Source organism: Pseudomonas taetrolens (genome assembly GCF_900475285.1).
Classification (GTDB): Bacteria; Pseudomonadota; Gammaproteobacteria; order Pseudomonadales; family Pseudomonadaceae; genus Aquipseudomonas; species Aquipseudomonas taetrolens.
Genome location: NZ_LS483370.1, coordinates 306,858 through 330,614, shown reverse-complemented (window position 1 = coordinate 330,614; position 23,757 = coordinate 306,858). Strand labels below are relative to the sequence as shown.

The following is a 23,757-nucleotide window of genomic DNA, read 5'->3' as shown; positions in this document are numbered from 1 at the left end:
GAATAAAAGGAAATCTGCGATGACGATCCAACGTATCAACAGCAATGATCGCTTGAGCGCTGCGGCAACGTTTGAGGCGCTGGTGTTCCTGTCCGGGCAGGTTCCTGCCCAAAGCGAAGATATTTCGGCGCAAACCCGTGAAGTGCTCGGCAAGATTGATGCGTTGCTGGCCGAAACTGGCAGCGACAAAGACCATATTCTTAATGCCACTATTTACTTGCAAAACATCCAGCACGACTTTGCCGCCATGAACGCCGAATGGTCCGCCTGGCTGTCGGCCGGCAAGGCACCGACCCGCACCACCGTACAAGCCGAACTGGCGCGTCCCGAAGTGTTGGTCGAAATCAGTGTGATTGCTGTCCGACGCTAATCAGCTTGAAACCGGAGAATAAGAAGATGAAGAAACTCACCTTGATCAGTTGCACGCTGAGCCTTTTGCTCAGCCACTCACTGCACGCCAGTGAAACCCCTCTGCAGGGCACGCTGAAAAAAATCACCGACTCGGGAAGTATTACCCTGGGTTATCGCGACGCATCGGTACCGTTCTCCTATGTGGGCGACAACAGCGGCAAACCGATGGGTTACTCCGTGGAACTGGCGAACAAAATCGTCGAGCGTATTCAGCAGCAGATGGGCGACAAGCCGTTGAAGGTCAAATACAACCTGGTGACCTCACAAACCCGCATTCCGCTGGTGCAGAACGGCACGGTTGACCTGGAATGCGGCTCTACCGGCGTGACCGCCGAACGGCAAAAACAAGTGGCCTTTTCGTATGGGTTTATTTACGTCAAAGGCCAGTTATTGACCGCCAAAGACAGTGGCATCAAGGGTTTTGATGATCTGCGAGGCAAAAACGTCGTCACCACCGCTGGCACCACCAATGAGCGTTTTATCAAGAGCTACAGTGCCGACAACAAGATGGACATGAATGTCATCAGCGCCAAAGATCATGGCGAGGCCTTCAAAATGCTCGAGACCGGGCGCGCGGTGGCTTTTTACATGGACGATGCCCTGCTCTATGGCGAGCGTGCCAAGGCCCGCGATCCGCATAACTGGACCGTGGTGGGCCAGGAGCAATCGCGGGAAATCTACAGCTGCATGCTGCGCAAGGACGACCCGCAGATGTTGACGCTGGTGAACACCGCGTTGGCCGACCTGTACAAATCCGGCGAGATCACCGGGATCTACCAGCGCTGGTTCGAACAACCGATTCCGCCGAATGGCCTGAACCTGGAGTTCCCGATGACTGCGGAGCTGAAGCAAATCATCGCCCACCCAACAAGCGACCCGGTGCAGTAAAGGCACACAGGGGTTAGAAATCGCCCCACAACTGCTGCGCCACGGCCAAGGCAACCACCGGCGCAGTTTCAGTACGCAATACCCGTGGGCCAAGGCGCGCTGGCTGGTAGCCGGCGGCCTGGGCTTGATCGACTTCATTGTCGGTCAAGCCGCCTTCGGGACCGATCAGGAACGCCAGACGCGCTGGCTTGGCGTGGCTGGCAAGCGGTTCGGAGACCGGGTGCAACACCAGCTTGAGGTCCGCCTCGGTGGTTTTGATCCAGTCGCCGAGCAACACCGGCGGATGAATCACCGGCACCCGTGAGCGCCCGCATTGTTCACAGGCGCTGATTGCCACCTGCCGCCAATGTGCCAGACGCTTGTCGGCACGTTCGTCCTTGAGCCTCACTTCGCAGCGCTCGCTCATGATCGGAGTGATTTCGTTGACCCCCAACTCGGTGGCCTTCTGAATGGCCCAATCCATACGTTCACCACGGGACAAACCCTGGCCGAGGTGAATGACCAGCGGTGACTCGACCTGCCCGGCGAACGTTTCGTCCAGCAGCACGCGCACACGCTTTTTGCCGACCTCCAGCAAACGCCCCGAAAACTCGTGCCCCGAACCGTCGAACACTTGCAGGGCATCGCCCTCGGCCATGCGCAACACGCGGCCAATGTAATGCGCCTGAGCTTCAGGCAATTCGTGCTCGCCAAGGCTCAACGGTGCATCGATAAAGAAACGGGACAATCTCATATGGGTTCTCTGAAAATTGAAGTATTCATGTAGCCGCTGCCGCGGGCTGCGATGGGTTACGCAGCGGCTACAAAAAATCGTGTTTAACCCGGATCGCGGAAGTCGGGATGGAAATTGGACGGCACCGACACGCTGATATCGGTGCGGGTTGCGATATCGATCCCTTCGCTGGCCACTTCAGCCAAAAAGTCTATTTGCTCCGGGGTAATCACGTAAGGCGGCAAGAAGTACACCACGCTGCCCAGCGGGCGCAATAAGGCACCGCGTTCCAGGGCGTGCTGGAAGACTTTCAGGCCGCGGCGTTCCTGCCATGGATAAGCGGTTTTGCTGGCTTTGTCCTGGACCATTTCAATGGCCAGCACCATACCGGTCTGACGCACTTCCGAGACATGAAGATGATCCGTCAGGTGTGCGGTCGAACGCGCCATGCGTTGAGCAAGCGCCTTGTTGTTCTCGATGACATTGTCTTCTTCGAAGATATCCAGCGTCGCCAGAGCCGCCGCACAGGCCAGTGGATTCCCGGTATAGCTGTGGGAATGCAGGAAGGCACGCAAGGTCGGGTAGTCATCGTAGAACGCACCATACACATCGTCGGTGGTCATGCAGGCTGCCAACGGCAAGTAACCGCCGGTCAGCGCCTTGGACAGACACAGGAAGTCCGGGGTAATCCCGGCCTGCTCACAGGCGAACATCGTGCCGGTACGGCCGAAACCCACCGCGATTTCGTCGAGGATCAGGTGCACGCCATAGCGATCGCAAGCCTCTCGCAGCAGCGTGAGGTACACCGGGTGATACATGCGCATGCCGCCTGCGCCTTGAATCAACGGCTCGACGATGACTGCCGCCACCGTGTCGTGATGCTCGGCGAGCGTTTGCTCCATGGCCAGGAACATCGTGCGCGAGTGCGCTTCCCAGCTCACGCCTTCAGGGCGCAGGTAGCAATCAGGGCTCGGTACTTTGATCGTGTCGAGCAACAACGCCTTGTAGGTTTCGGTGAACAGCGGCACATCGCCCACTGACATCGCGGCCATGGTTTCGCCGTGGTAGCTGTTGGTCAGGGTGACGAAACGTTTTTTGTTCGGCTGATCGCGATTGAGCCAGTAATGAAAGCTCATTTTCAGCGCAACTTCGATGCATGACGAGCCATTGTCCGCGTAGAAACAGCGAGTCAGGCCCGCGGGCGTCATTTTGACCAGCCGCTCGGACAGCTCGATCACCGGCTGGTGACTGAAGCCGGCCAGAATAACGTGCTCCAGTTGATCGACCTGATCCTTGATGCGCTGGTTGATGCGCGGATTGGCGTGGCCAAACACATTGACCCACCACGAACTCACAGCATCGAGGTAGCGCTTGCCTTCAAAGTCCTCCAGCCACACACCCTCGCCGCGCTTGATCGGGATCAAAGGCAGCTGCTCGTGATCTTTCATTTGGGTGCAGGGGTGCCATAGCACCGCAAGGTCACGCTGCATCCACTGATTATTCAGACCCATTTCCACTCTCCTGGCGCTGGCTCCCGGCGTGTGCGGGTAAACAATCGGGCAAGACTATGCAAAGCAAGGGCACGCCACAACCCATAACGTTTACCCCGAGGCTGCTCTGCTGCGCTTTTAAGGGTTTCTGAACCACCGCCAATCGTGCTGTTAACGCTTGCTTAATGATTGGTGCACAGGCTACACATCGTAATTATCGATACCTTGCAGCAAAAAAATGCGCTTTCATTCGATAGGTAAACCATTAATCTTACGTCCAAGTTCTTACAGGATGTTGGCTATGCAGCTACGTAATTCTTCTTCTCGCTATGGTGCAGTCAGTATTTTCATCCATTGGTTAGTGGCGCTGGCCGTGTTCGGCTTGTTTGCACTGGGTTGGTGGATGGTTGGCCTGGATTACTATGACCCATGGCGCAAAGAAGCCCCCGACCTGCATAAAAGCATCGGCCTGACATTACTCGCCGTCATGCTCCTGCGAGTGGTATGGCGCTGGATCAGCCCGGCCCCGCCCGCATTGACCAGCTACAGCCGTGCAACGCGCATAGGCGCCAAGCTTGGCCATGGTTTTTTGTATCTGGGTTTGTTTGCCGTAATGATCGCCGGCTACCTGATTTCCACCTCTGAAGGCGTGGGCATCCCGGTATTCGGGCTCTTTGAAGTACCTGCATTGATTTCCAACCTGCCCGATCAGGCCGATGTGGCCGGCGTCGTGCATTTATACCTGGCCTGGGCAGTAGTGATATTTGCCGGATTGCATGGTCTAGTTGCCCTGAAGCACCACTTTATCGATCGTGATGCGACCCTGACTCGTATGCTGGGGCGCGATGCTTGATGTTCAACCTAAACTCAAAAGGAATAGAACGCATGTTGAAAAAGACCCTCGCCGCTTTGGCTCTCGGTACTGCATTGTTGTCTGCTGGTCAGGCCATGGCTGCTGACTACACCATCGATAAAGAAGGCCAGCACGCCTTTGTCGACTGGAAAATCAGCCACCTGGGTTACAGCTTCATTCACGGTACGTTCAAGGACTGGCAAGGCACTTTCTCGTGGGATGCCGCCAAGCCTGCCGACAGCAAAATTGACGTCACCCTGAAAACCGCCAGCCTGTTCTCCAACCACGCAGAACGTGACAAGCACATCGCCAGCAAAGACTTCCTGGACGTGAGCAAATACCCGGAAGCGACCTTCAAGTCGACCAAAGTAGTGCCTACCGGCGAGAAAACAGCTGACGTGACGGGCGACCTGACCCTGCACGGCGTGACCAAGCCTGTCACGTTCAAAGCAACCTTCAACGGCGAAGGCAAGGATCCGTGGGGCGGCGAACGCGCTGGCTTCAACGCAACCACAACCCTGAACCTGAGCGACTTCGGCATCAAAGGTCCGGGCCCAACCTCTCAGACGTTGGACCTGGACATCACGCTGGAAGGTGTGAAGGTCAAGTAATAGCGCTTTCATACGGCTCATAAAAAACGCCCCGGCTCTTGCGAGCCGGGGCGTTTTTTTGTGCCGTCGTGTTAACTCAGCGGTTGCGAGTCAGCAGCGCCGGTTTTTCACCGCGAGGGCGGTTCGGCAGTTGATCAAGCTGCTCAGGTGTCAAAAAGCGATCGCTTTTCGATTCCTTGTGCATGATCTTCGGCTGATTCTCACGTGGGCCTTTTACGGCTGGCTCTTGACGCGCATCGTCACGGGCCGGACGGTTGTCGCGACGGGCCTGACCATCACGCGGGGCGCCGCTGCGTGGACCGCTGCGCTTGGCCGGTGGCGTGCCAGTCGTGGCGCCAGTGCCCGTGCGCGGGGCGTTTTGACGACCACCGGTACGGCCGGCGGGTGCTGCGCCAGTCCCCTGGGCAGGAGCGCCCGGACGGCGACCACGGCTCTGGTTGTTCTTGTTCTGGTACGGACTGACGTAATCAGCGCGGTTACCAAAGTTATCCACATCGTCGTCACGGAACTCGTCCGGCGCACGGTTGGCATCGGCACGCGGTGTTGGCTGACGCTGTTCACGGGCAGGTTGAGCTTCGCGAGGCTTTTGCTCACGGGCAGGACGCTCACCGCGAGCGGCGGCTGGCTTCTCTTTACCCTTGTCCTTGCCTTTGTCCTTGCGACCGCCGCCACCACCGCCGCCATTCGGGCCGTCGCCGCGAGGGCCACGTGGCGAATTGCGCGGGTTACGCACATCCGGACGCTCGCGCACTTCAGGCTTTTCGGCCTCTACAGTGCTGGAGTCAAAACCCATCAGGTCGCCATCAGCGATTTTCTGCTTGGTCATGCGCTCGATGCTTTTCAGCAGTTTTTCTTCGTCCGGAGCCACCAGCGAGATCGCTTCGCCCGAACGACCGGCGCGGCCAGTACGGCCGATACGGTGAACGTAATCTTCATCGACGTTTGGCAGCTCGAAGTTGACCACGTGCGGCAGCTGGTCGATATCCAGACCGCGAGCGGCGATATCGGTGGCTACCAGGATGCGTACGGCACCGGCCTTGAAGTCGGCCAGGGCTTTGGTCCGGGCGTTCTGGCTCTTGTTACCGTGGATGGCCACGGCGCTGAGGCCGTGTTTGTCCAGGTATTCGGCCAAACGGTTGGCGCCGTGCTTGGTGCGGGTGAAGACCAGAACCTGTTCCCAGGCACCTGCGGTGATCAAGTGGGCCAGCAAGGCACGCTTGTGGGTCGCAGGGAGGCGGAATACACGCTGTTCGATACGCTCGACCGTGGTGTTCGGTGGCGTGACTTCGATGCGTTCCGGGTTGCGCAGCAGCTTGCCGGCCAGGTCGGTGATGTCCTTGGAGAACGTCGCCGAGAACAGCAGGTTTTGACGTCTGGCAGGCAGGCGGGCGAGAACCTTTTTCACGTCGTGGACGAAGCCCATGTCGAGCATCCGGTCGGCTTCATCGAGCACCAGGATTTCAACGTGGGACAGGTCTACGCTGCCTTGGCCGCACAGATCGAGCAAGCGACCCGGGCACGCTACCAACACATCAACACCGCGGGCCATGGCCTGAACCTGAGGGTTCATGCCAACGCCGCCGAAAATGCAGGCACTGACGAACTTCAAGTCGCGGGCATAGAGCTTAAAGCTCTCGTGCACCTGAGCGGCGAGTTCGCGAGTAGGAGTCAGGACCAGTACACGCGGTTGGCGTGGGCCGTGGCGCTGGGATTTGTCCGGGTGGCCATTGGGAAACAGCTTTTCCAGGATCGGAAGAGCGAAGCCGCCGGTTTTACCAGTACCTGTCTGAGCCGCAACCATCAAGTCGCGACCTTGCAACACGGCGGGAATGGCCCGCTGTTGCACCGGAGTAGGCTGGGTGTAGCCCGCTGCTTCAATGGCGCGGACTAAAGCCTCGGAGAGACCGAGGGAAGCAAAGGACATGAGTAATCCTGTTCTAGTTAGGGCTTGGCCCAAAGGGATAGTCTTGCCTGGCGTGAATGGCGTTTAAGGTGACGCAATCCCGTCCGGTCCTGCTCCGGTCCTGAAGGTCCACTCTCAGCGCTCGCGCGGGCTGTAAAGCTGCGCAGTAGCGGGATTGAATGCCTTGTACAAGGACGAGCGGCCGGGCGTAAGCCTGGCGGAAAAACCGGAGTATAACAGAGCAATCACTGCGCGCCGCTTTCATGCTGCTCAACGGTTTTGTAGAGCGGAGCATTACACCCGTAGCAGTTGCTGCAGGCTGCGTCCGACGACAGAGTCGTCGGAAACCGGAGCGCACGGTTTTCCAGTTGAACCGCGTGCTGAGGTTTACGATCGCTTCGCAATCGGACGCAGCCTTCGGCAGCTGCTACGGAAAATGCGCACCCTTCTTTTAACGCGGCAGCTTCAGGTTGTTCCAGATCGCGAGGCTCGGATCAGCCTGGTTCAGGGTGTAGAAGTGCAGCCCCGGGGCGCCGCCATCGAGCAGGCGTTCGCACATTTCGCTGATGACCTGTTCGCCAAACGCCTGGATGCTTTGTACATCATCACCGTAGGCTTCCAGCTGCTTGCGAATCCAGCGCGGGATTTCAGCGCCACAGGCGTCAGAGAAACGCGCCAGTTTGCTGTAGTTGGTAATCGGCATGATGCCCGGCACGATGGGAATCGTGACGCCCGCTTGCTCTACACGCTCGACAAAACGGAAGTAGCTGTCGGCATTGAAGAAGTACTGGGTGATCGCACTGTCGGCACCGGCACGGGCCTTGCGAACGAAATTGTTGATATCGTCTTCAAAGTTGCGCGCTTGCGGGTGCATCTCAGGGTAAGCGGCCACTTCGATGTGAAAGTGATCACCGGTCTCTTCACGAATGAAGCTCACCAGGTCATTGGCGTGACGCAGCTCGCCACTGGCCATGCCCATACCGGAGGGCAGGTCGCCACGCAGCGCAACAATACGCTTGATACCTGCCGCCCGGTATTGAGCCAGCAGGCCGCGCAAATCGTCCTTGCTGTCACCCACACACGACAAATGCGGAGCCGCAGGTACTTTTACTTCGCTCTCCAGCTGCAGCACGGTGTTGATCGTGCGGTCGCGGGTCGAGCCACCGGCACCATAAGTGCAGGAAAAGAAATCCGGGTTGTAGGCCGCCAATTGGCGAGCCGTGTTCATCAATTTTTCATGTCCAGCATCGGTCTTGGTCGGGAAGAACTCGAAGCTGAAACGACGATCTTGAGACATGGGAATACCCTTGCGTACGCGAAGGAGCAATGACACCCCTGACGCTGAACTCACACAAAAAAAAGGCGGTCAGTGCAAGCCTGACCGCCTTTTTTAATCAGTAACGGTAAGCGTCTGGCTTGAACGGGCCTTCGACGGTAACGCCGATGTAGTCAGCCTGTTGCTTGGTCAGTTGCGTTACCACACCACCGAAACCGCGGACCATTTCCAGGGCCACTTCTTCGTCGAGCTTCTTAGGCAGCACTTCTACGGTCAGACGTGCGGCTTGCAGCTCGGCCGGCAGGTCAGCGTATTTTTGTGCGAACAGGAAGATCTGGGCCAGTACCTGGTTGGCGAACGAGCCGTCCATGATGCGGCTCGGGTGACCTGTGGCGTTGCCCAGGTTAACCAGACGGCCTTCGGCCAGCAGGATCAGGTAGTCATCGTTCTGTGGGTCGAATTCGCCCAGGCCAGTACGGTGAACCTTGTGCACCTGTGGCTTCACTTCTTCCCATGCCCAGTTCTTGCGCATGAAAGCGGTATCGATTTCGTTGTCGAAGTGACCGATATTGCACACCACGGCGCGTTTTTTCAGCGCAGCCAGCATGTTTTTGTCGCACACGTTGACGTTACCGGTGGTGGTCACGATCAGGTCGATCTTGCCCAGCAGCGCAGCGTCGATGCTGGCGGCAGTGCCGTCGTTCTGGCCGTCGATGAATGGCGAAACCACTTCGAAGCCGTCCATGCAGGCCTGCATCGCGCAGATCGGGTCAACTTCGGAGACTTTAACGATCATGCCTTCCTGACGCAGGGACTGGGCCGAGCCCTTGCCCACGTCACCGTAGCCGATCACCAGTGCTTGCTTGCCGGACAACAGGTGGTCGGTACCACGCTTGATGGCATCGTTCAGGCTGTGACGGCAGCCGTACTTGTTGTCGTTCTTGCTTTTGGTTACCGAGTCGTTGACGTTGATCGCAGGGATCATCAGCTCGCCTTTGGCCAGCATGTCCAGCAGGCGGTGTACGCCGGTGGTGGTTTCTTCCGTCACGCCGTGGATCTTCTTCAGCATGGCCGGGTATTTCTTGTGCAGCAGCTCGGTCAGGTCACCGCCGTCGTCGAGGATCATGTTGGCGTCCCAAGGCTCGCCATCCTTGAGGATGGTTTGCTCAAGGCACCACTCGTACTCTTCTTCAGTCTCGCCCTTCCAGGCGAAAACCGGGATACCGGCAGCAGCAATGGCGGCAGCAGCCTGATCCTGAGTCGAGAAGATGTTGCACGACGACCAGCGTACTTCGGCACCCAGGGCAACCAGGGTTTCGATCAGTACGGCAGTCTGGATGGTCATGTGGATGCAGCCCAGAATCTTCGCGCCCTTGAGCGGTTGTTCAGCGGCATACTTGCGGCGCAGCCCCATCAGAGCCGGCATTTCGGACTCGGCGATAAAGGTTTCGCGGCGGCCCCATGGGGCGAGGGACATATCAGCGACTTTATAGTCGGTAAAACCTGCAGGCGTGTTTACAGCGCTCATCAAGAGCCTCCATTCGTTTAATCGCGAATGGGCGCCGTTGTGCGTTGAGTGCCTGCCCAGGGAGCCCTGAACAAACAACGCCCCATCCGAGCCTGACAGGCTGAACCTGCTGCAGCGCCCCTCGGACAGGTGGCGGGAACGGTACTGGGTAAAGATGACCGTTTTGAAGCGGGGGTGATTATAGCCATCCCGCCCTTTCTTCCCAAGGTTTTTATCCCGTGTTGCATTTGCTTAATCGAGACCATAGTCGAAGCTTAATAGAGCTAAGCGCCGTGGTCTGACATCATGGCCGGCATCTAAGGCAAGACGGTCAGGAGCGAATATGAATTTTCACACCCGCAAATGGGTTAAACCCGAAGACCTCAACCCTAACGGTACGTTGTTCGGTGGCAGCCTGCTGCGCTGGATCGACGAAGAAGCCGCGATCTACGCCATTGTCCAGCTGGGCAACCAGCGCGTGGTGACCAAGTACATCTCCGAAATCAACTTTGTCAGCGCCTCACGCCAGGGCGACATCATCGAACTGGGTATTACCGCCACCGAGTTCGGGCGCACCTCAATCACCCTGACCTGCGAAGTGCGCAACAAGATCACCCGCAAAAGCATCCTGACAGTCGACAAGATGGTGTTCGTCAATCTGGGCGAAGACGGCTTGCCCGCAGCGCACGGGCGCACTGAAATCAAATACGTCAAAGACCAGTTCCAGGAATAAGCCTTCGCTGACTTGTTACCCGGCGGCATACGCTTTGACAACGCGTGCTGTACGAACCGCACCCGGGCCTTGCCACAGCGCATGACTAATTGCCCGAGAGGTTCATTGCAGAGCCTCTCGGCTGTTTTTTCGGGTCAATAAACGCCAGGCCCGACAGACGGGTGTTTTGTTTTTCAACATGGTTCGTCGCGCAGACAACCGCTACGGCTTTTTCCTAGGCTCTCTGCCCGTCAGGAATCCCCCTGACGCACACAGAGAGCACGTCATGAAAGTACCCGTTCACCCTCCCCGGCCAATCCCCCTGGACCTGTTGGCACCTGCCCGAAATGTGCCCGCCAGCGTCTCGCTCAGCGGCTCCCAGCCCCCTGCCCAGAATCAGGCTCTGCCACCAGGTACCGCAACACGGCTGGTCGAGGCTGCCGGGGAGCGCAAGTTGAGCCTCAGCCGCTACAGCGATGGCACGGTGGAGGTGACACTTTCGGCGCCTGCGGCGACCCGCCTGGTGCTCAGCGGCGGAGGGGCGAAGGGCATTGCTTATCCCGGTGTCGTGCAGGCGCTGGAAGAAAGCGGGGCGTTAAGGAGCATTCAAGTGATTTCCGGCTCATCGGCAGGCGGGATTTCCGCCGCGCTGATCGCCAGCGGCATGGACGCCAAGGCCTTCGACACCTTATCTGACAGCATTAACCTGCCGGATCTGCTGAACAGTAAAAATCCCGGCCTCGAATGGGTCCAAAAGGCCAACTCCAGCCTTGGCAAAGTGGTGGGGCGGGTGCCCGGACAGGCAGGCAACCTGTCCCAACTGTTATTCACCTTGCTGCCACGTCTGCAGTCCAAGGCCGAGCCCCTTGAGGAGATGCTGCGCAACGAATCAAGAAAGTCGATCCTGACACACATCGCCAACCTCCCCAGAGACACGCGCCCGGCAGCCCTCATGGCGATCGCGGACAAGTTGAGCGCTGGCGGCGCGACGACCTTTGCCGACTTGCACCTGTTGAGCCAGCATCTTCCCGCGATCAAACAACTCAATATCACCGGCACCGGCATGTTCGACGGCCGCCCGCAATTGGTGGTGTTCAACGCCAGCCTGACCCCCGACATGGACATCGCCCGTGCCGCACACATTTCGGGATCGCTGCCCGTCGTCTTCAGCCAACCCGTCGAGCAAGGCCTGGCATTCCAGGAACGTGCAGGGAAAACCGCCTTCCAGGATGGCGGCCTGCTGCTCAACATCCCGGACAACGACCTGTACGAACGCACATTTCCAGACAGCCCTCTGAACACGACCGAAAAACTGATCATCAAATTCGAGTCTGCAAAGTCCCCTGTGCAGCCCGAGCGCGGCGGGATCGGCAGCAGCCTGGTCGATGCCTTCACAGGTGTAGCCCATACGGCAGCCCACCAGTTCCAGACCACCCGGATCAAAGCGCTGGACGATCAGACCGTGATCCTGCCTTTGAACACCGACAAAGGTGACTTTCGCGGAAAGCTCAACGGGACCATCAACTTCACCATGCCCCTGGACGTTAAAAACCATTTGCAGGCGTTGTCGCGCCACGTGGTGAACGAGCACCTGGAGCACCGGGCTGCGGTTCGCGAACAGCACCACTTTGCCTCGCTGGACGAGGCTGTACTGGCCATGGACGATGAGATGTTCAACAACGCGAAGCCACTACTGGAGCGGGATCCGGCCAGCCGTGACGTGCTGCGTTTTCGACAGAGCGCCGGGCAGGCGCTGCAGGCACTGGATACCCTCCTCACCGAGGCCAGCGAGGCACCTGTACTGACGCTGACGCCACCACTGGGAGCCGCCCTGCGCAACCTCGATGCACTCGCCAGTCGCCCGGAGCATATCGAGTGGCTGGGCATGAAGCTCAATGCGGCGGATAACCGCAACTACCAGCAGTTGCTGCAGGCCATGTCCACAGACGCGACCCAAGGGCTGTCAAAAGTCATCACCCGTGCTGTCGCTGAAATGAAAAAACGCGATATTGCCGTCATTGCCGACAACCTGACCCGCGAAGTGATTTACCCGTCGCTGTTTCGTCCCGGGCAACCCGATGCCAATGTGAACCTGTTGCGGCGTGCCGAGCACAGTCTGGCCCGGGCAACTACCGCATCCGAGGTCAATCACGTACTCGATGACATCATTGAGCATTACGTGGCGCGCAATAAACCCTGGACACAACACCTGCATGCCACAACGGTTGAAATGGCCAGGGCCTGGCGAATCCTGACTTAATTTCCAGGCCACTGAACAGCGCTGAATCCCGCCGGTCGTAACTACAGGCCCCCTCAGGATTCAGGAGCACACCATGGCGACGGAAAAAACCGGCAAGACACCCAACTTGTCGGATCAGGAACAGCACGATGTCGACAAAAGCCAGCCGCCTCGCGCGGCGGTGCTGCATGAAATTATCCGTACCGAGGGTGACCTGGAACTGGAGCGCAGCGTTGCTGCGCTGTGGTGGTCGGCGCTGGCCGCTGGCCTGACCATGGGCCTGTCGCTGATGGCCATGGGGCTGCTCAATTCGCGACTGCCAGATACCGAAGGGTTCAAAGTGATCGCCAGTTTTGGTTATTGCGCCGGGTTTCTGGCCGTCATCCTCGCTCGCCAGCAATTGTTCACCGAAAACACCCTCACCGCCGTTTTGCCCATCATGAGCAACCCGACGCTCAACAACTTCGCACGCTTGCTACGGCTGTGGTCAGTGGTTCTGGTCGGTAACCTGTGCGGCACCCTGCTGGTGGCGTACGTCATGCTGAACTTGCCGATTTTTGACACCAAGACCGACCTGGCCTTTCTCGACATCGGGCGTAAGGTGATGGAAAACAGTCCGTGGCAGATGTTTGCCAAAGGCATTGTCTCGGGCTGGATGATCGCCACCATGGTATGGATGATCCCGTCCATGGAAAGCGCAAAAATCTGGATCATCACCCTGATCACCTACCTGATGGCACTGGGGGATTTCACTCACATCGTGGTGGGTGCCGCCGAGGTGTCGTACCTGGTGTTTGCCGGTGAGTTGCCGTGGAAAGACTTCTGGCTGATCTTTGCCGGCCCTACCCTGGCCGGCAATATCATCGGTGGCAGTTTTATCTTTGCCTTGATCAGCCATGCGCAAGTCCGCAGCGATACTCAAAAGCCCGCAGCCAAGACGCCCTAGCCGGCTCAGATCACATAATGCGCGATGGCCACAAAGTGCAGCAGGCTGCCGGAAATCACGAACAGATGCCAAATACCGTGGGCATGGAGCAGACGATGATCGAGGGCGAAGAAAATAATCCCGACGGTGTACATCACCCCGCCTGACGCCAACCAGACAAAGCCGGCGGTGCCCAGCGCCGCCAGCAATGGCTTGACCGCCACCAGCACGATCCAGCCCATGACCGCGTAAATCACGATCGACAGAATGCGCGCTTCAGAGCGCGGCTTGATCTCCTGAAACATGCCAATCACGGCCATGCCCCACACAATTCCGAACAGTGACCAGCCCCAGGGGCCGTGCAAAGTGACCAGACAAAACGGGGTGTAACTGCCCGCGATCAGCAGGTAAATCGACAGGTGATCGAGCTTCTGCATGATCACCTTGGAGCGCCCGCGCACGCTGTGGTACACGGTCGATACGCTGTACAGCACCACCAGCGTGACGCCATAAATCGCCACGCTGACAATCTTCTGCGGACTGCCGTCCAGGCACGCCATCACCAACAACCAAATACTGCCAATTGCCGCCGCCACAGCTCCCAACAAATGGGTCCAGGCATTGAGCTTTTCTCCGTGATACATGTGCAACATCCTCAAATAGCCGATAGTGCGACTGTGTCACTTGATTGGATATAAAGGTTTACCACACCGCACGCCATTGCACTTTGTGACAGCGAGGGTCAGCTTATACAGGCCGTCTGTGATAGACCAATTGAAACGCGCTTCTCCGGTAAAGCCGTCAGCCGAGCACACACGCGAATCCCTGACGGGTTCGGTATTGGCAAACGCAGCTGAACAAAGACCTGCCGGATCGAGCCGGAGCGCGGGTTTGCTGATGCCCCGGAATTACCCGGAAGGCCACGATCGATTGGCTGCCCATAAAACAGGTCAGAATTTGCAGGGCGGGCTGCCTTTTCCTACCTTCCCCAAGCCTTGCGACAGCTGCGAATTTGTTGTGCAGTCATCTCGGAGCAACTGTCTTGATGCAGTTCCACTGTGGGTACGGGCACGAAAGCTGCGATCTTTTGATCTGGCCGTTTTTATCGGACTGATCCCTTTCCCTCACCAGAACTTTCCGAGACAATCCCGCACGCATTGCGCCTGACGGTTTACGCGCCTAGTCTCGCCCCATCGCTGCACATCAGCGATCGGGTTTAGTCGCTCGGCTTACTGTTAGGCGCACAGCGCCACTTAAAAACAGGCGTTTTTTAATGCCTGAATTTTATGGTGGCTGTGCGCAGGGCACCTTCGGGTGCGCCGGTGTCCTAACGGCCGGTCGACTAACCTGCGCACAGCTGCCACCCACTCGTTTAGTCGCGAGCGTGTCGGCTCCCATTTTCGTTAGGAGTTCGCAACCATGCTCAAAATCACCCCGGACCCACCGCAAGACGGGACGTTTGTTTCAGCGCCCATCAATGACCTCTACAGAACCGCGCGGCTGTCGGGCGCGCCCTGAAACACTACCTGCGTGACGTGCCACCACCTCCTGCGAACATTGAAACAGAGGAAGCGTGGTCCATGCGCTCAGCCTGTTGCGTTGCGCCAGCGTCTCGGCGGCTGAGGCAAGCAGCCACCTCGATGCGACGCAGCGCGACCTTGTGTTATCGGTACAGCATCTGGTGGACATGGCCAAAACCCAGGTCGAAAAAACACTGAGCGGCTTTACAGCCCGCTGATCCAGACACGCGCCTGATTGACATCAGGCGCGCCTCAGTTCCTGACCTCCGCAGACAGAGCACTTGCACTCAGCCCTTACGGACGCGTCCTACATCCAGCTTTCGCCCTTCGCAATAGACTTTTTGGATTTCCAGAAAGGTGGGCCTGCGGCATGGATTCAAAAGAAACCACAATGCAGGGCCTTCTGGAGGCTTTCAATAGTTTGATCATGCGGGCACGCCTTGCCGGTGCCATGCACTTGAATAATGGTATGACACGCTTGGCGTTTGCCAGGGACATGACCGATTACGCCGACCAGATCATCGATGATGTCGAGACGGGGCATCTACCCCTTGAGGATGGTCTTGAGGCGCTGCAGCAGGCGTATATACAACTGCAAAAGCAAGTACTCCAACTCAACAGCGAACGGCTGGATCAGCCTGTACTGCCGAATCCTTACAACGCTTTGGGTCCCTTGGTGACAGAGGAGGTTGATCCGCTTGAACTGATTACGTTGATGAGTCCCCCCCGCCGTCCATTCAAAGACGCCCCCGTCGATTTACTGCGCTATGTGCGACGCGAGCGCCTGCAAGCGGTTGAAGTCAATCAAGTACGCAGCACTACCCATGCCGCGCCACCACCCGTGGCGAACACCCGGCTCCTTACACCGGATCAATGGCCCGCAGAGGTTAAACCCCAAGAGCCTGGCTTTTATGTGGTGCCCAAAAGCACCACGTTTCAACAGTTGCAAGCCGACCTGTTCACTACCAAAGATTTCAACGTACTGAGCAAATTCAAAAGCCTTAATCCTGGGCGGGAGCAGGTCAAAGCCGGCCAGTTGATCGTTCTCAGCGATCCCAACAACTTGCTCTGCACCCGTGAAGAGGCGCATCTGATGGCAGCGGCACAACGGGTGAACGAAGCGCTGGAATCACTGACGCCCGAAGAAGCCGACTTCATGGCGCAGCACCATGATGAAATTGAATCGTTTATTACCCATGGCGTGACGGCAGTAGGTATTGGCGAAGCGATGTTTGCCAAGCACCTGGAGGATGTAAAAAAGGTATTGGTCGACATCGAAAACCTGCACAAAACCAGCTTTAACCGGCACGGCAACCTGCAGTCCGCCGAGTTCTTTGCCGAGCGCCGCGCATTGTTCAACTCACTCAATCTGCAACTCACTGCCCTGACCAAAAAAGTCATCGGTTTTCCTGACCACCCCGACCTCAAGAACGCACTGGGTATTTCCAGCAGAAGCCTGGTCCACCGCTGGACGCTGGCCGGCGGACCCGACCAGATTCCGGGGTATGCGACGCATATTAATGGCGTGTCCAAGGCGGCTAAATACATCAAATACGGAGGCTGGGTAGCCACAGGCATTGGCGGCGGGGTTTCTTATATGAAAGTGCAAGAAGTGTGTGCTGCAGGGAATACAGAGATGTGTAAAAAGATCAGGTTTACAGAGACAGGAGCCTTTGTGGGTGGGGTCTTGGGTGGTGCCGCAGCAGGTGTAGTTGTTAGTCAGGGTACAGCCGGTGCAATTTGCGCAGTCGCTGGCGTACCTACTGGTGGGGCAGCGTTTCTGGTATGCGGCCTTATCTTGGCGGGGGCCAGTGCTTATGGTGCAGGTTACTACGGAGGAATGGGCGGAGACGTTTTGGGTGAGCTTTTCTACGAGACCAGCAAATGAAAATGGTCAGTACAAACACCCTGTATTTATGTTTTATCACCCTGATTTTTACAGGCTTGATTATTAATATTGGGCGAAGCCTTTATCTGGCCTACACACAAAAGGACTTCATCCTTAGCCATTTGGAAAACTGCAAGCTCGTCAAAAGATGGGCCTTTATGAATCGTGTAGGTCCTTGGGGAAGAATGGTATTCATTGGCACAGTTTCGGGCTTGCTTGCTTCTCCTCGAATTCAAATAATTTTGGGTGAGGCAAATGCAGAGGATATCGAAAACTTCCCAAAAAAACTAAAGCAAGCACTGATTACTCTACAACGAACGACCCGCTGGCTTGTCGTTAGCTTAATAGCGCTTACTGTGGCTCAAAAACTGAATTTTTTTGAGTTTCTTGCGCATGGCCAATCCAGTAAAGCCTCATACGGCATCGCCACTACCCTTCCGATAGAAAATTCAGACCCCACCCACAGCATCAGGTTTTGGGTCTTTATTATCGACATCTGCGGCTTGCTATTTTTTTTATCGGCAGCTTCTTACATCATCTATAAAAAGCTTGATGAGCTGTTGAGTCACTTAAAAAACTGTCGTGCCATTACAAAACTATCAAGTTTAAGAAATGAAGGACTTCAGGGAAAACTGATGTTACTGGGGCAAATTTCCTCTTTGATAATATTTCCTAATCGTCGTGTGCTGTCCGGAGATGCAGATATTCAGGATATAAAAAACTTCCCACCTTCGCTCAGGCGCTTAATAACGACACTGTATACGATGTTATGGATATTGCTCATTGTTCTTTTGGGCCTGATTTTTTCACTCAGACGCTAAATATTTTGACACTCCCACCCAACACCAACCTCTCCAACGCCAGCAAGTCCGGGATTTTGGCCACGTGGTCGCCTATTTGTACCGCTGCGCGTTCCAGCGGGCTTAGCGGCACGTCGACAAAACTGAGCTGGCTGTCCACTTTGTAGGAACTCGGGATGCCCTGGACGACCATGGCGATGTATTTGAGTGCCGGGTTGCCGCTCAAGGTGTTGAGGATGACGATCCGCGCACGCTCGCCAATCACCAGCGGGCTGCCACAGGCGGCTTCGAAGCTGATCAGGGGCAGTGCGTGGTCGCGCCAGGTGATTTGCCGCAGGTGCCACGGCGGGGAGTCGCTGCTCGGTTCGCCGTGCTGGTAGTCGATCAATTCCGCGATGGCGACGTTGGGCAGCAGCAAGTAGCGGTCAGCCAAGGGCAGTAACAAAGCGGTCAGGCTGCCCACGCGATGATCAAGCATGAGAGATGCTCCAGTAGGCGATGCGCTCCAGCAACACTGACTCTTGATAGGGCTTGCCCAGGTAGTCGTTGACGCCGATGGCCATCGCCCGGTTCTGGTGTTTTTGACCGGTACGCGACGTAATCATGATGATCGGCAGATCCTTGAAACGTGAGTCGTTGCGCACTCGGGTGGCCACTTCAAAACCGTCCATGCGCGGCATTTCGATATCCAGCAGCATCAGGTCCGGGGTGTGGGTGTCCAGCACGCTCATGGCATCGACGCCATCCTTGGCGGTGATGACGTTCATGCCGTTGCGCTCCAGCAGGCGGCTGGTGACTTTGCGCACGGTGACCGAGTCGTCCACCACCAGGACCAGTAAAGGACGGACTGCCGGCGTGAACTCCAGCGCGCCGACGGCTTCATGCCGGTCCCTCTGTAATGGCTGTCGCGCCTGATGGGCACGAATGTAGGCGAGCAGGTCGAGGATCAACACCACCCGCCCGTCTCCCAGAATGGTCGCGCCCGACAACCCTTGTACCCCGGCAAATTGTGGGCCGAGGCTTTTGACCACGATCTCTCGCGAACCGGCCAGCGCATCGACCTGCAGCGCCACACGCTGATCCTGGCAATGCACCAGCAGCACCGGCAGCGAATGGCTTTCGCCTTCCAGCCTGGGTTTGCCCACGGTTTGCAGCAGCTCACCCAGGTAGCGCAGTTCGTAGGCTTGCCCGCCGTAGTGGTACAGCGGCGGGTTGAGCTGGTAATAGCCTTCCAGCTCATCGGGCATCACCCGTACGATGCCTTCGACGGTATTGAGGGCGATGGCGTATTGCTCGTCGGCGCATTGCACCATCAGGGCGCGGTTGAGCGAAACACTGAACGGCAGGCGGATCTGAAAGTGCACGCCCTGCCCGGCTACCGAATCGATGGTCATGCTGCCGCCCAGCAGCCGCACCTCTTCATGGACCACGTCCATGCCGACCCCACGCCCGGAAATCTGAGTGATTTTTTCTGCCGTCGAGAACCCTGGTTGCAAAATGAACTGCAAGACTTCGTGATCGCTGATCGGGGTATCGGGGTCCAGCAGGCCGCGCAGGATGGCTTTGCGCCGCACCGCTTCAAGCGGCACGCCGGCGCCATCGTCATGCATGTCGAACACCACGTCGCCGCCTTCGTTGGACAACTCCAGGCTGATCATCCCTTGCTCGGGTTTGCCACTGGCCTGGCGCACACTGGCCGGCTCAAGACCGTGGTCAACGGCATTACGCAACATGTGTTCGAGCGGCGCCACCATGCGTTCCAGCACATTGCGGTCAATTTCGGCTTCGGCATTAATGACGCTGAACTCGACCTGTTTGCCCAGCTCGCTGGCCACTTGGCGCACCGTGCGCTTGAGGCGCGGCAGCACGCGCTCGAACGGCACCATGCGTGTCCCCATCAGGCCTTCTTGCAGCTGGGTATTCACCCGCGCCTGCTTTTGCAGCAGGCTCTGTGCGTCCCGGTTACGGGCCGCCAACGTGGCCTTGAGGTCGAGCAAATCCGACGCCGACTCAAACAGTGCGCGGGACAATTGCTGCAGCTGGGAATGGCGGTCCATTTCCAGCGGATCAAATTCATCGTAGGCCATCCCGTCGGCTTCAATATGCTGACGACTGTGGATTCGGCCCTGGGTTTCGGTGTCGAGTCGACGCAACTGGTCGTGCATCCGCTCAAGGGTGGTCTGCATTTCGTTAAGGGCGATCTTGCCGTCATTGACCTGCTGCTCAATACGCCCGCGGGTGATTGACGTTTCACCCGCCAGGTTGACCAGGTCTTCCAGCAGCTCGGCTGGTACCTTGATCGTGTCCAGCCCCGTGCGCTCAGCCTCGGGCAGCACAAGCTCAGGCTTGGCCGGCGCGGGTGGCTGCACGGTTGTGCGAGCACTGCGTTCAATCTGGCGAATGCGTTCGATCAGAGCTTGCGGAGCAGGCACCGGCTGAGCGCTGCGCAAAGCATCGAGCATCTGCGCCAACTGGTCATGGCAACGCTGAAACAACGCGAACAGCTCGGCACTCGGCGCGAGCAACCCGACAGAAATATCCTCGAAGAGGGTTTCCAGTTCGTGGGCAAAATCACCGATAGCGGCGACTTCGATCATGCGCGCGCTGCCTTTGAGGGTGTGCAAATCGCGCAGCAGGTTCTCGACTTCAAGATGACCCTGCGGATCGGCCTGCCAGCGCAACAAGGCGGTGCCCGAGCTCTCGAGGATATCGAACGCTTCCTCAAGGAAGATTTCCAGCAGCTCCTGTTCGCCACCCGGGGCTGTCGGCGGCTCGGCATCGGCACCCGGGATGGCCGACGGCTCGATGCCAGGCAGGCTCGACCCCAACTGCCGGGTGGCGCTGCCCAATTCGGTGATGTCAAGGGTTTGCCCGCCTTCGCGGCGAATCAAGCCCGTGGCATCCGGTGCCAGTCCTTCGTGCAACAGAGCGTGCAAGGCCTGGACAAGCGTCGGTTGCGGAGTAATTTCCTGCCCGGCCGCCAGTTGATCGAGCATGTTGATCAACGCTTCCTGGGCGGTGTCTGCCTGATGGAAGAACCGTTCGCTGACCGCCAGGCTGCTTTCTTCAACGGCGCCATACAGGTCGAGCAAGGCCTCGCACAGGCTATCGATGGGCTGCAAGTCCAGCAGGTGCGCAGACTCGGCCAAGGTGGTCAACTGGTCGAGCAAGGTGTCGAGCCCGTCCCGCTCGTGGGGATTCTGGCGCCAGTTGCGCAGCGTGTCTTCAGCGTCAAACAGAGTGTCCATGCTTTCGCTCAAAAACTCGGCAATACGCTGCGGATCACGCTGGCGTTTAACAGTGCTGTCGGGCGTATCGAGCAACGTCTCAAGACGCCGTGCAACCTGCTGCTCAAGGCGATCGATCAAGTCGCCAGCGCCATGAATATCGGCCAGCGGATCATTGTCGAGCTGTTCAAGGCCCCGGTGCAGCAACGTCTCGGCCTCAGACAACAGCTCGATTTCATCCAGCTCCAGACCAAGGTGGTGCGCCTTGTATTCCCGTACCAGAAGGTCCAGCGGCACGGCCAGTTCGGCCATGCGCAACACACCGGCCATGTAGGCGCTGCCTTTGAGTGTGTGCACGGCAAGCTGCAGCTCATCGCTGGCATACAGCGGCAGTTGTTCTCGGGCCTGATCAAGAAAGCGATCTAGGCGTTCGAGATGGGTTTGCGCCTCCTGACGGAAGATCTCCAGCAACTGCGGGTCAAGTCTCGGGCTGTCCTGAGCGATCAAGAGCGGCGGGGACTCGCCCTTGGATAGCAGGTGGGCGAGCGCGGCCAGTTGATCGACGTCTTTGTGCTGACGCTGGCAGCGATCGGCAAATTCCTGAATCAGCCCCGGCAGCCTCGCCAGTACGTCATCCAAAAACTGGTAAATCTCTGGTCCAGGCGCAACATTGCGCTCAATCACCCGATTCAACAGGTTCTCGACAGCCCATGCCAGTTCACCCAACACCAGCGCCCGAACCATACGTCCACTGCCCTTGAGGGTGTGAAATCCCCGGCGCAGTTGCGCCAGCGCTACGCTGTCGGCCGGGTTGGCGATCCATTGCGGCAAGGCGTCATGCAAGGCGATCAGCACCTCATCGGTCTCTTCCAGAAAGACCTCCAACAGTTCTTCATCCACCGGCTCTTCATCCACCGGAGGCGGCAACAAACTGCTGGGGAGATGCAATGCCGGCGGGTTCAGCGTCGACAATGGGCTGGCCAATACATCGGCCAGACTTTGCATCACCTCAGGGTCGTCCAGCGCCTGTAAGCCCCGCATCGCCTGCACTTCGACGGAGCTGAGCCTGTCATCCAGCAACGGCACCTGACGCTCGGCCGGGGCATAACCCAACTCAATCAGGCTGTCTTCGGCCCGATCCAGCACGCGCTCACCTGCCGCGCCCGGATCCTGCGCGAGGCGCTCAAGATAGTACTCAAGGCTGATCAGCACATCAGCGAGATGGTCCAGCTGCGGCGCCGGGGGCGGATCCCTGCTCGGCAATACATGCTCACCTAGGTAATCATTGAAGACTTGCAGCAAACTGGCGGCACGGCCCAACGGGATCATGGCCAGAGCGCCACGGATTTGCGTCAGCATTTCGGGTAATGGCTGCAAAAACTGGCGGTCGAAACCTGTCTCCACGTAGTCGGTGATCAGGTCTTTGACCTCATCGAGAACGATACGCGCCTCTTTGATCACTAATTGATGGATCTGCATCAGGTCGGTGGTGGGCAGCCGGCTCTCTTCTCGCTGTGACGCTTCAACGCTGCCCACCATCCCGGCCAGCGTCGCCTCGACGTACAGCAGCGCAGCAGCCACATCCATCAATACCGCATCGGTGGGTTCACGCTGCCCCTGGGCCAGCCCTTGCACCACGGCCAACTGATCGATGATGACCTTGCGTGGCTGGCCAAACCCCAAAACGGCCAGGGTGTCGGCGATCTGACGCAGTGGCGCCATCAGGCTGCTGAGCTGCGAAACGTGGGAGCGGTTACTGCGTACAAACAGGTCGAGACGTTCCTTGACCCGCACCAGCTCTTCGCACAAGGCCGCCACCACTGAGCGCATCGCGTCTCGATCAGGGCCGGCCAGGCGCGCACGCTCTTCATCGACCATCGCCGCGTCGGGCATGGCCTCATCCAGTTCATAGTGGTTTTTCAGCGTGAGCATCTTTGAAGTCGGCTGCTCAGCCTTGGCAATATAAAACAGCAAACTGGTGAGCAACTCTTCGGGTGCCGGCTGGTTAACGCCATCGATCCCCTGCTCCAGCAGACGCCTGAGTTCGGTGTCCGCCTCCTTGAACAAACTGCGCAGCGCCGGGCTGTTGGCCACCCGCCCCCGGAGCATGCCATCGACCAGCGCCGAAGCGATTTTCCACAAGGCATTGAGCGGCGAGCCCTGGCACACGCTCTGCAATTGCGCGAACACACCCGCCATCAGTTCCAGGTTGGCCTGCACGTCTTCGTCTTGCAGCAACCCTTGCAACGCGTTGTTCAGCGTATGGCGCAGGGCACGCAAATGACGCGGCCACTCGGGCATGATCAAGCGAGCCAGAGCAACCTGATCCAGCTCGGGCAACACCTGCAACGGCGGGCTGAACAGGCTGGTTTCCGAGAGCAGCGTTTCGCCACGCGCGGTGCGCAGGTCGTTGAGCAATGGCAGCACCACCAGCGGCCAGTCCCGACGCGCGCTGTGCGCCCGATCGAGGTACAACGGCAACTGGTTGAAGGCTTGCTGCAACAAACGCAACGCTTCATCGAGATGAGGCACTCTTCCCTGTTGCAGGGCGATCACCAACTGCTCCATTTCTTCAGCCAGCAATGCCGCGCCGTAGAACTCCACCATCAGCAAACTGCCATGCACCTGATGGATGCATGCCAGACACTGTGCCAACACATCGGGCGCAGGTTGCAACGCGTAGCCATCCAGCGCCACACGCGCCTGTATCAGGGTTTCGGCAATCTCGCCTTTGACCCATTCGAGGGCCACGTAGTCGTGCCGATCAACCATAACAACTCCAGTCAGAATTGCGC

General features: G+C 58.0%; 18 protein-coding genes and 1 riboswitch. Of the genes, 10 read left to right on the top strand and 8 right to left on the bottom strand.

What is annotated here, in order from left to right:
• The first annotated feature begins 19 nt into the window (after positions 1 to 19).
• Together DQN55_RS01620 and DQN55_RS01615 are read left to right on the top strand one after the other, a co-directional pair.
• The gene (locus DQN55_RS01620; RefSeq protein WP_048380956.1) at positions 20 to 370 is read left to right on the top strand and encodes a RidA family protein; all 351 of its coding nucleotides are present in this window, start codon (positions 20 to 22) and stop codon (positions 368 to 370) included.
• A 26-nt stretch (positions 371 to 396) separates the two neighbouring features.
• Positions 397 to 1,299, top strand: a complete 903-nt coding sequence (locus DQN55_RS01615) for a transporter substrate-binding domain-containing protein (RefSeq protein ID WP_048380958.1) — start codon at positions 397 to 399, stop codon at positions 1,297 to 1,299.
• A 13-nt stretch (positions 1,300 to 1,312) separates the two neighbouring features.
• Here the strand turns inward: DQN55_RS01615 and DQN55_RS01610 are convergent, their stop codons facing one another.
• Together DQN55_RS01610 and DQN55_RS01605 are read right to left on the bottom strand one after the other, a co-directional pair.
• The gene (locus DQN55_RS01610; protein WP_048380960.1) at positions 1,313 to 2,032 is read right to left on the bottom strand and encodes a 16S rRNA (uracil(1498)-N(3))-methyltransferase; all 720 of its coding nucleotides are present in this window, start codon (positions 2,030 to 2,032) and stop codon (positions 1,313 to 1,315) included.
• 83 nt (positions 2,033 to 2,115) lie between these two features.
• A complete protein-coding gene (locus tag DQN55_RS01605) occupies positions 2,116 to 3,522 on the bottom strand; it encodes an adenosylmethionine--8-amino-7-oxononanoate transaminase (RefSeq protein WP_048380962.1) in 1,407 nt (468 codons plus the stop codon).
• 280 nt (positions 3,523 to 3,802) lie between these two features.
• On the opposite strand from DQN55_RS01605, the gene DQN55_RS01600 reads away from it, so the two are divergent.
• Positions 3,803 to 4,354, top strand: a complete 552-nt coding sequence (locus DQN55_RS01600; RefSeq protein ID WP_048380964.1) for a cytochrome b — start codon at positions 3,803 to 3,805, stop codon at positions 4,352 to 4,354.
• Between the two features lie 32 nt (positions 4,355 to 4,386).
• Positions 4,387 to 4,965, top strand: coding sequence for a YceI family protein (locus DQN55_RS01595; protein ID WP_048380966.1), 579 nt, complete (start codon positions 4,387 to 4,389; stop codon positions 4,963 to 4,965).
• Between the two features lie 76 nt (positions 4,966 to 5,041).
• Here the strand turns inward: DQN55_RS01595 and DQN55_RS01590 are convergent, their stop codons facing one another.
• The 3 genes from DQN55_RS01590 to ahcY form a co-directional block, all read right to left on the bottom strand.
• Complete coding sequence (locus DQN55_RS01590) at positions 5,042 to 6,889, bottom strand: DEAD/DEAH box helicase (protein WP_048380968.1); 1,848 nt, start codon at positions 6,887 to 6,889, stop codon at positions 5,042 to 5,044.
• A 430-nt stretch (positions 6,890 to 7,319) separates the two neighbouring features.
• Positions 7,320 to 8,165, bottom strand: coding sequence for a methylenetetrahydrofolate reductase [NAD(P)H] (gene metF / locus DQN55_RS01585; RefSeq protein WP_048380970.1), 846 nt, complete (start codon positions 8,163 to 8,165; stop codon positions 7,320 to 7,322).
• A gap of 97 nt (positions 8,166 to 8,262) precedes the next feature.
• Positions 8,263 to 9,672 (bottom strand): adenosylhomocysteinase, encoded by a 1,410-nt coding sequence (ahcY, locus tag DQN55_RS01580; RefSeq protein WP_048380972.1) that lies wholly within the window; start codon positions 9,670 to 9,672, stop codon positions 8,263 to 8,265.
• 22 nt (positions 9,673 to 9,694) lie between these two features.
• Positions 9,695 to 9,801: riboswitch (S-adenosyl-L-homocysteine riboswitch) on the bottom strand.
• 193 nt (positions 9,802 to 9,994) lie between these two features.
• Between ahcY and DQN55_RS01575 the strand changes: the two genes are divergently transcribed.
• The 3 genes from DQN55_RS01575 to DQN55_RS01565 all read left to right on the top strand — a co-directional run bounded on the left by DQN55_RS01575 (position 9,995) and on the right by DQN55_RS01565 (position 13,548).
• Positions 9,995 to 10,384 (top strand): acyl-CoA thioesterase, encoded by a 390-nt coding sequence (locus DQN55_RS01575; RefSeq protein ID WP_048380974.1) that lies wholly within the window; start codon positions 9,995 to 9,997, stop codon positions 10,382 to 10,384.
• Positions 10,385 to 10,712: 328 nt separating this feature from the next.
• Positions 10,713 to 12,623, top strand: coding sequence for a patatin-like phospholipase family protein (locus DQN55_RS01570; protein WP_408634608.1), 1,911 nt, complete (start codon positions 10,713 to 10,715; stop codon positions 12,621 to 12,623).
• Positions 12,624 to 12,696: 73 nt separating this feature from the next.
• Complete coding sequence (locus tag DQN55_RS01565) at positions 12,697 to 13,548, top strand: formate/nitrite transporter family protein (RefSeq protein WP_048380976.1); 852 nt, start codon at positions 12,697 to 12,699, stop codon at positions 13,546 to 13,548.
• Between the two features lie 5 nt (positions 13,549 to 13,553).
• Here DQN55_RS01565 and trhA read toward each other — a convergent pair whose 3' ends face one another.
• On the bottom strand, positions 13,554 to 14,171 hold the full coding sequence (trhA, locus tag DQN55_RS01560) for a PAQR family membrane homeostasis protein TrhA (protein WP_048380978.1): 618 nt from the start codon (positions 14,169 to 14,171) through the stop codon (positions 13,554 to 13,556).
• A 929-nt stretch (positions 14,172 to 15,100) separates the two neighbouring features.
• On the opposite strand from trhA, the gene DQN55_RS01555 reads away from it, so the two are divergent.
• The 3 genes from DQN55_RS01555 to DQN55_RS01545 all read left to right on the top strand — a co-directional run bounded on the left by DQN55_RS01555 (position 15,101) and on the right by DQN55_RS01545 (position 17,756).
• Positions 15,101 to 15,265 carry a DUF6124 family protein gene (locus DQN55_RS01555; protein ID WP_231995642.1) on the top strand — a complete coding sequence of 55 codons (165 nt, stop codon included), beginning with the start codon at positions 15,101 to 15,103 and terminating at the stop codon, positions 15,263 to 15,265.
• Positions 15,266 to 15,417: 152 nt separating this feature from the next.
• Positions 15,418 to 16,935, top strand: a complete 1,518-nt coding sequence (locus DQN55_RS01550; protein ID WP_048380980.1) for a hypothetical protein — start codon at positions 15,418 to 15,420, stop codon at positions 16,933 to 16,935.
• Complete coding sequence (locus tag DQN55_RS01545; RefSeq protein ID WP_048380981.1) at positions 16,932 to 17,756, top strand: hypothetical protein; 825 nt, start codon at positions 16,932 to 16,934, stop codon at positions 17,754 to 17,756. Before DQN55_RS01550 ends, DQN55_RS01545 begins: the two co-directional genes overlap by 4 nt.
• On the opposite strand, the gene DQN55_RS01540 is transcribed toward DQN55_RS01545, so the two are convergent.
• Both DQN55_RS01540 and DQN55_RS01535 read right to left on the bottom strand, forming a co-directional pair.
• Positions 17,746 to 18,213, bottom strand: coding sequence for a chemotaxis protein CheW (locus DQN55_RS01540; protein WP_048380984.1), 468 nt, complete (start codon positions 18,211 to 18,213; stop codon positions 17,746 to 17,748). The two genes, DQN55_RS01545 and DQN55_RS01540, sit on opposite strands and share 11 nt — an antisense overlap.
• The gene (locus tag DQN55_RS01535; RefSeq protein WP_048380985.1) at positions 18,206 to 23,734 is read right to left on the bottom strand and encodes an Hpt domain-containing protein; all 5,529 of its coding nucleotides are present in this window, start codon (positions 23,732 to 23,734) and stop codon (positions 18,206 to 18,208) included. Before DQN55_RS01535 ends, DQN55_RS01540 begins: the two co-directional genes overlap by 8 nt.
• Positions 23,735 to 23,757 lie beyond the last annotated feature (23 nt).

Coding starts and splice junctions, on each gene's coding strand:
- DQN55_RS01620 (WP_048380956.1), top strand. CDS start 20: ATGACGATCCAACGTATCAACAGCAATGATCGCTTGAGCGCTGCGGCA.
- DQN55_RS01615 (WP_048380958.1), top strand. CDS start 397: ATGAAGAAACTCACCTTGATCAGTTGCACGCTGAGCCTTTTGCTCAGC.
- DQN55_RS01610 (WP_048380960.1), bottom strand. CDS start 2,032: ATGAGATTGTCCCGTTTCTTTATCGATGCACCGTTGAGCCTTGGCGAG.
- DQN55_RS01605 (WP_048380962.1), bottom strand. CDS start 3,522: ATGGGTCTGAATAATCAGTGGATGCAGCGTGACCTTGCGGTGCTATGG.
- DQN55_RS01600 (WP_048380964.1), top strand. CDS start 3,803: ATGCAGCTACGTAATTCTTCTTCTCGCTATGGTGCAGTCAGTATTTTC.
- DQN55_RS01595 (WP_048380966.1), top strand. CDS start 4,387: ATGTTGAAAAAGACCCTCGCCGCTTTGGCTCTCGGTACTGCATTGTTG.
- DQN55_RS01590 (WP_048380968.1), bottom strand. CDS start 6,889: ATGTCCTTTGCTTCCCTCGGTCTCTCCGAGGCTTTAGTCCGCGCCATT.
- metF (WP_048380970.1), bottom strand. CDS start 8,165: ATGTCTCAAGATCGTCGTTTCAGCTTCGAGTTCTTCCCGACCAAGACC.
- ahcY (WP_048380972.1), bottom strand. CDS start 9,672: ATGAGCGCTGTAAACACGCCTGCAGGTTTTACCGACTATAAAGTCGCT.
- DQN55_RS01575 (WP_048380974.1), top strand. CDS start 9,995: ATGAATTTTCACACCCGCAAATGGGTTAAACCCGAAGACCTCAACCCT.
- DQN55_RS01565 (WP_048380976.1), top strand. CDS start 12,697: ATGGCGACGGAAAAAACCGGCAAGACACCCAACTTGTCGGATCAGGAA.
- trhA (WP_048380978.1), bottom strand. CDS start 14,171: ATGTATCACGGAGAAAAGCTCAATGCCTGGACCCATTTGTTGGGAGCT.
- DQN55_RS01550 (WP_048380980.1), top strand. CDS start 15,418: ATGGATTCAAAAGAAACCACAATGCAGGGCCTTCTGGAGGCTTTCAAT.
- DQN55_RS01545 (WP_048380981.1), top strand. CDS start 16,932: ATGAAAATGGTCAGTACAAACACCCTGTATTTATGTTTTATCACCCTG.
- DQN55_RS01540 (WP_048380984.1), bottom strand. CDS start 18,213: ATGCTTGATCATCGCGTGGGCAGCCTGACCGCTTTGTTACTGCCCTTG.
- DQN55_RS01535 (WP_048380985.1), bottom strand. CDS start 23,734: ATGGTTGATCGGCACGACTACGTGGCCCTCGAATGGGTCAAAGGCGAG.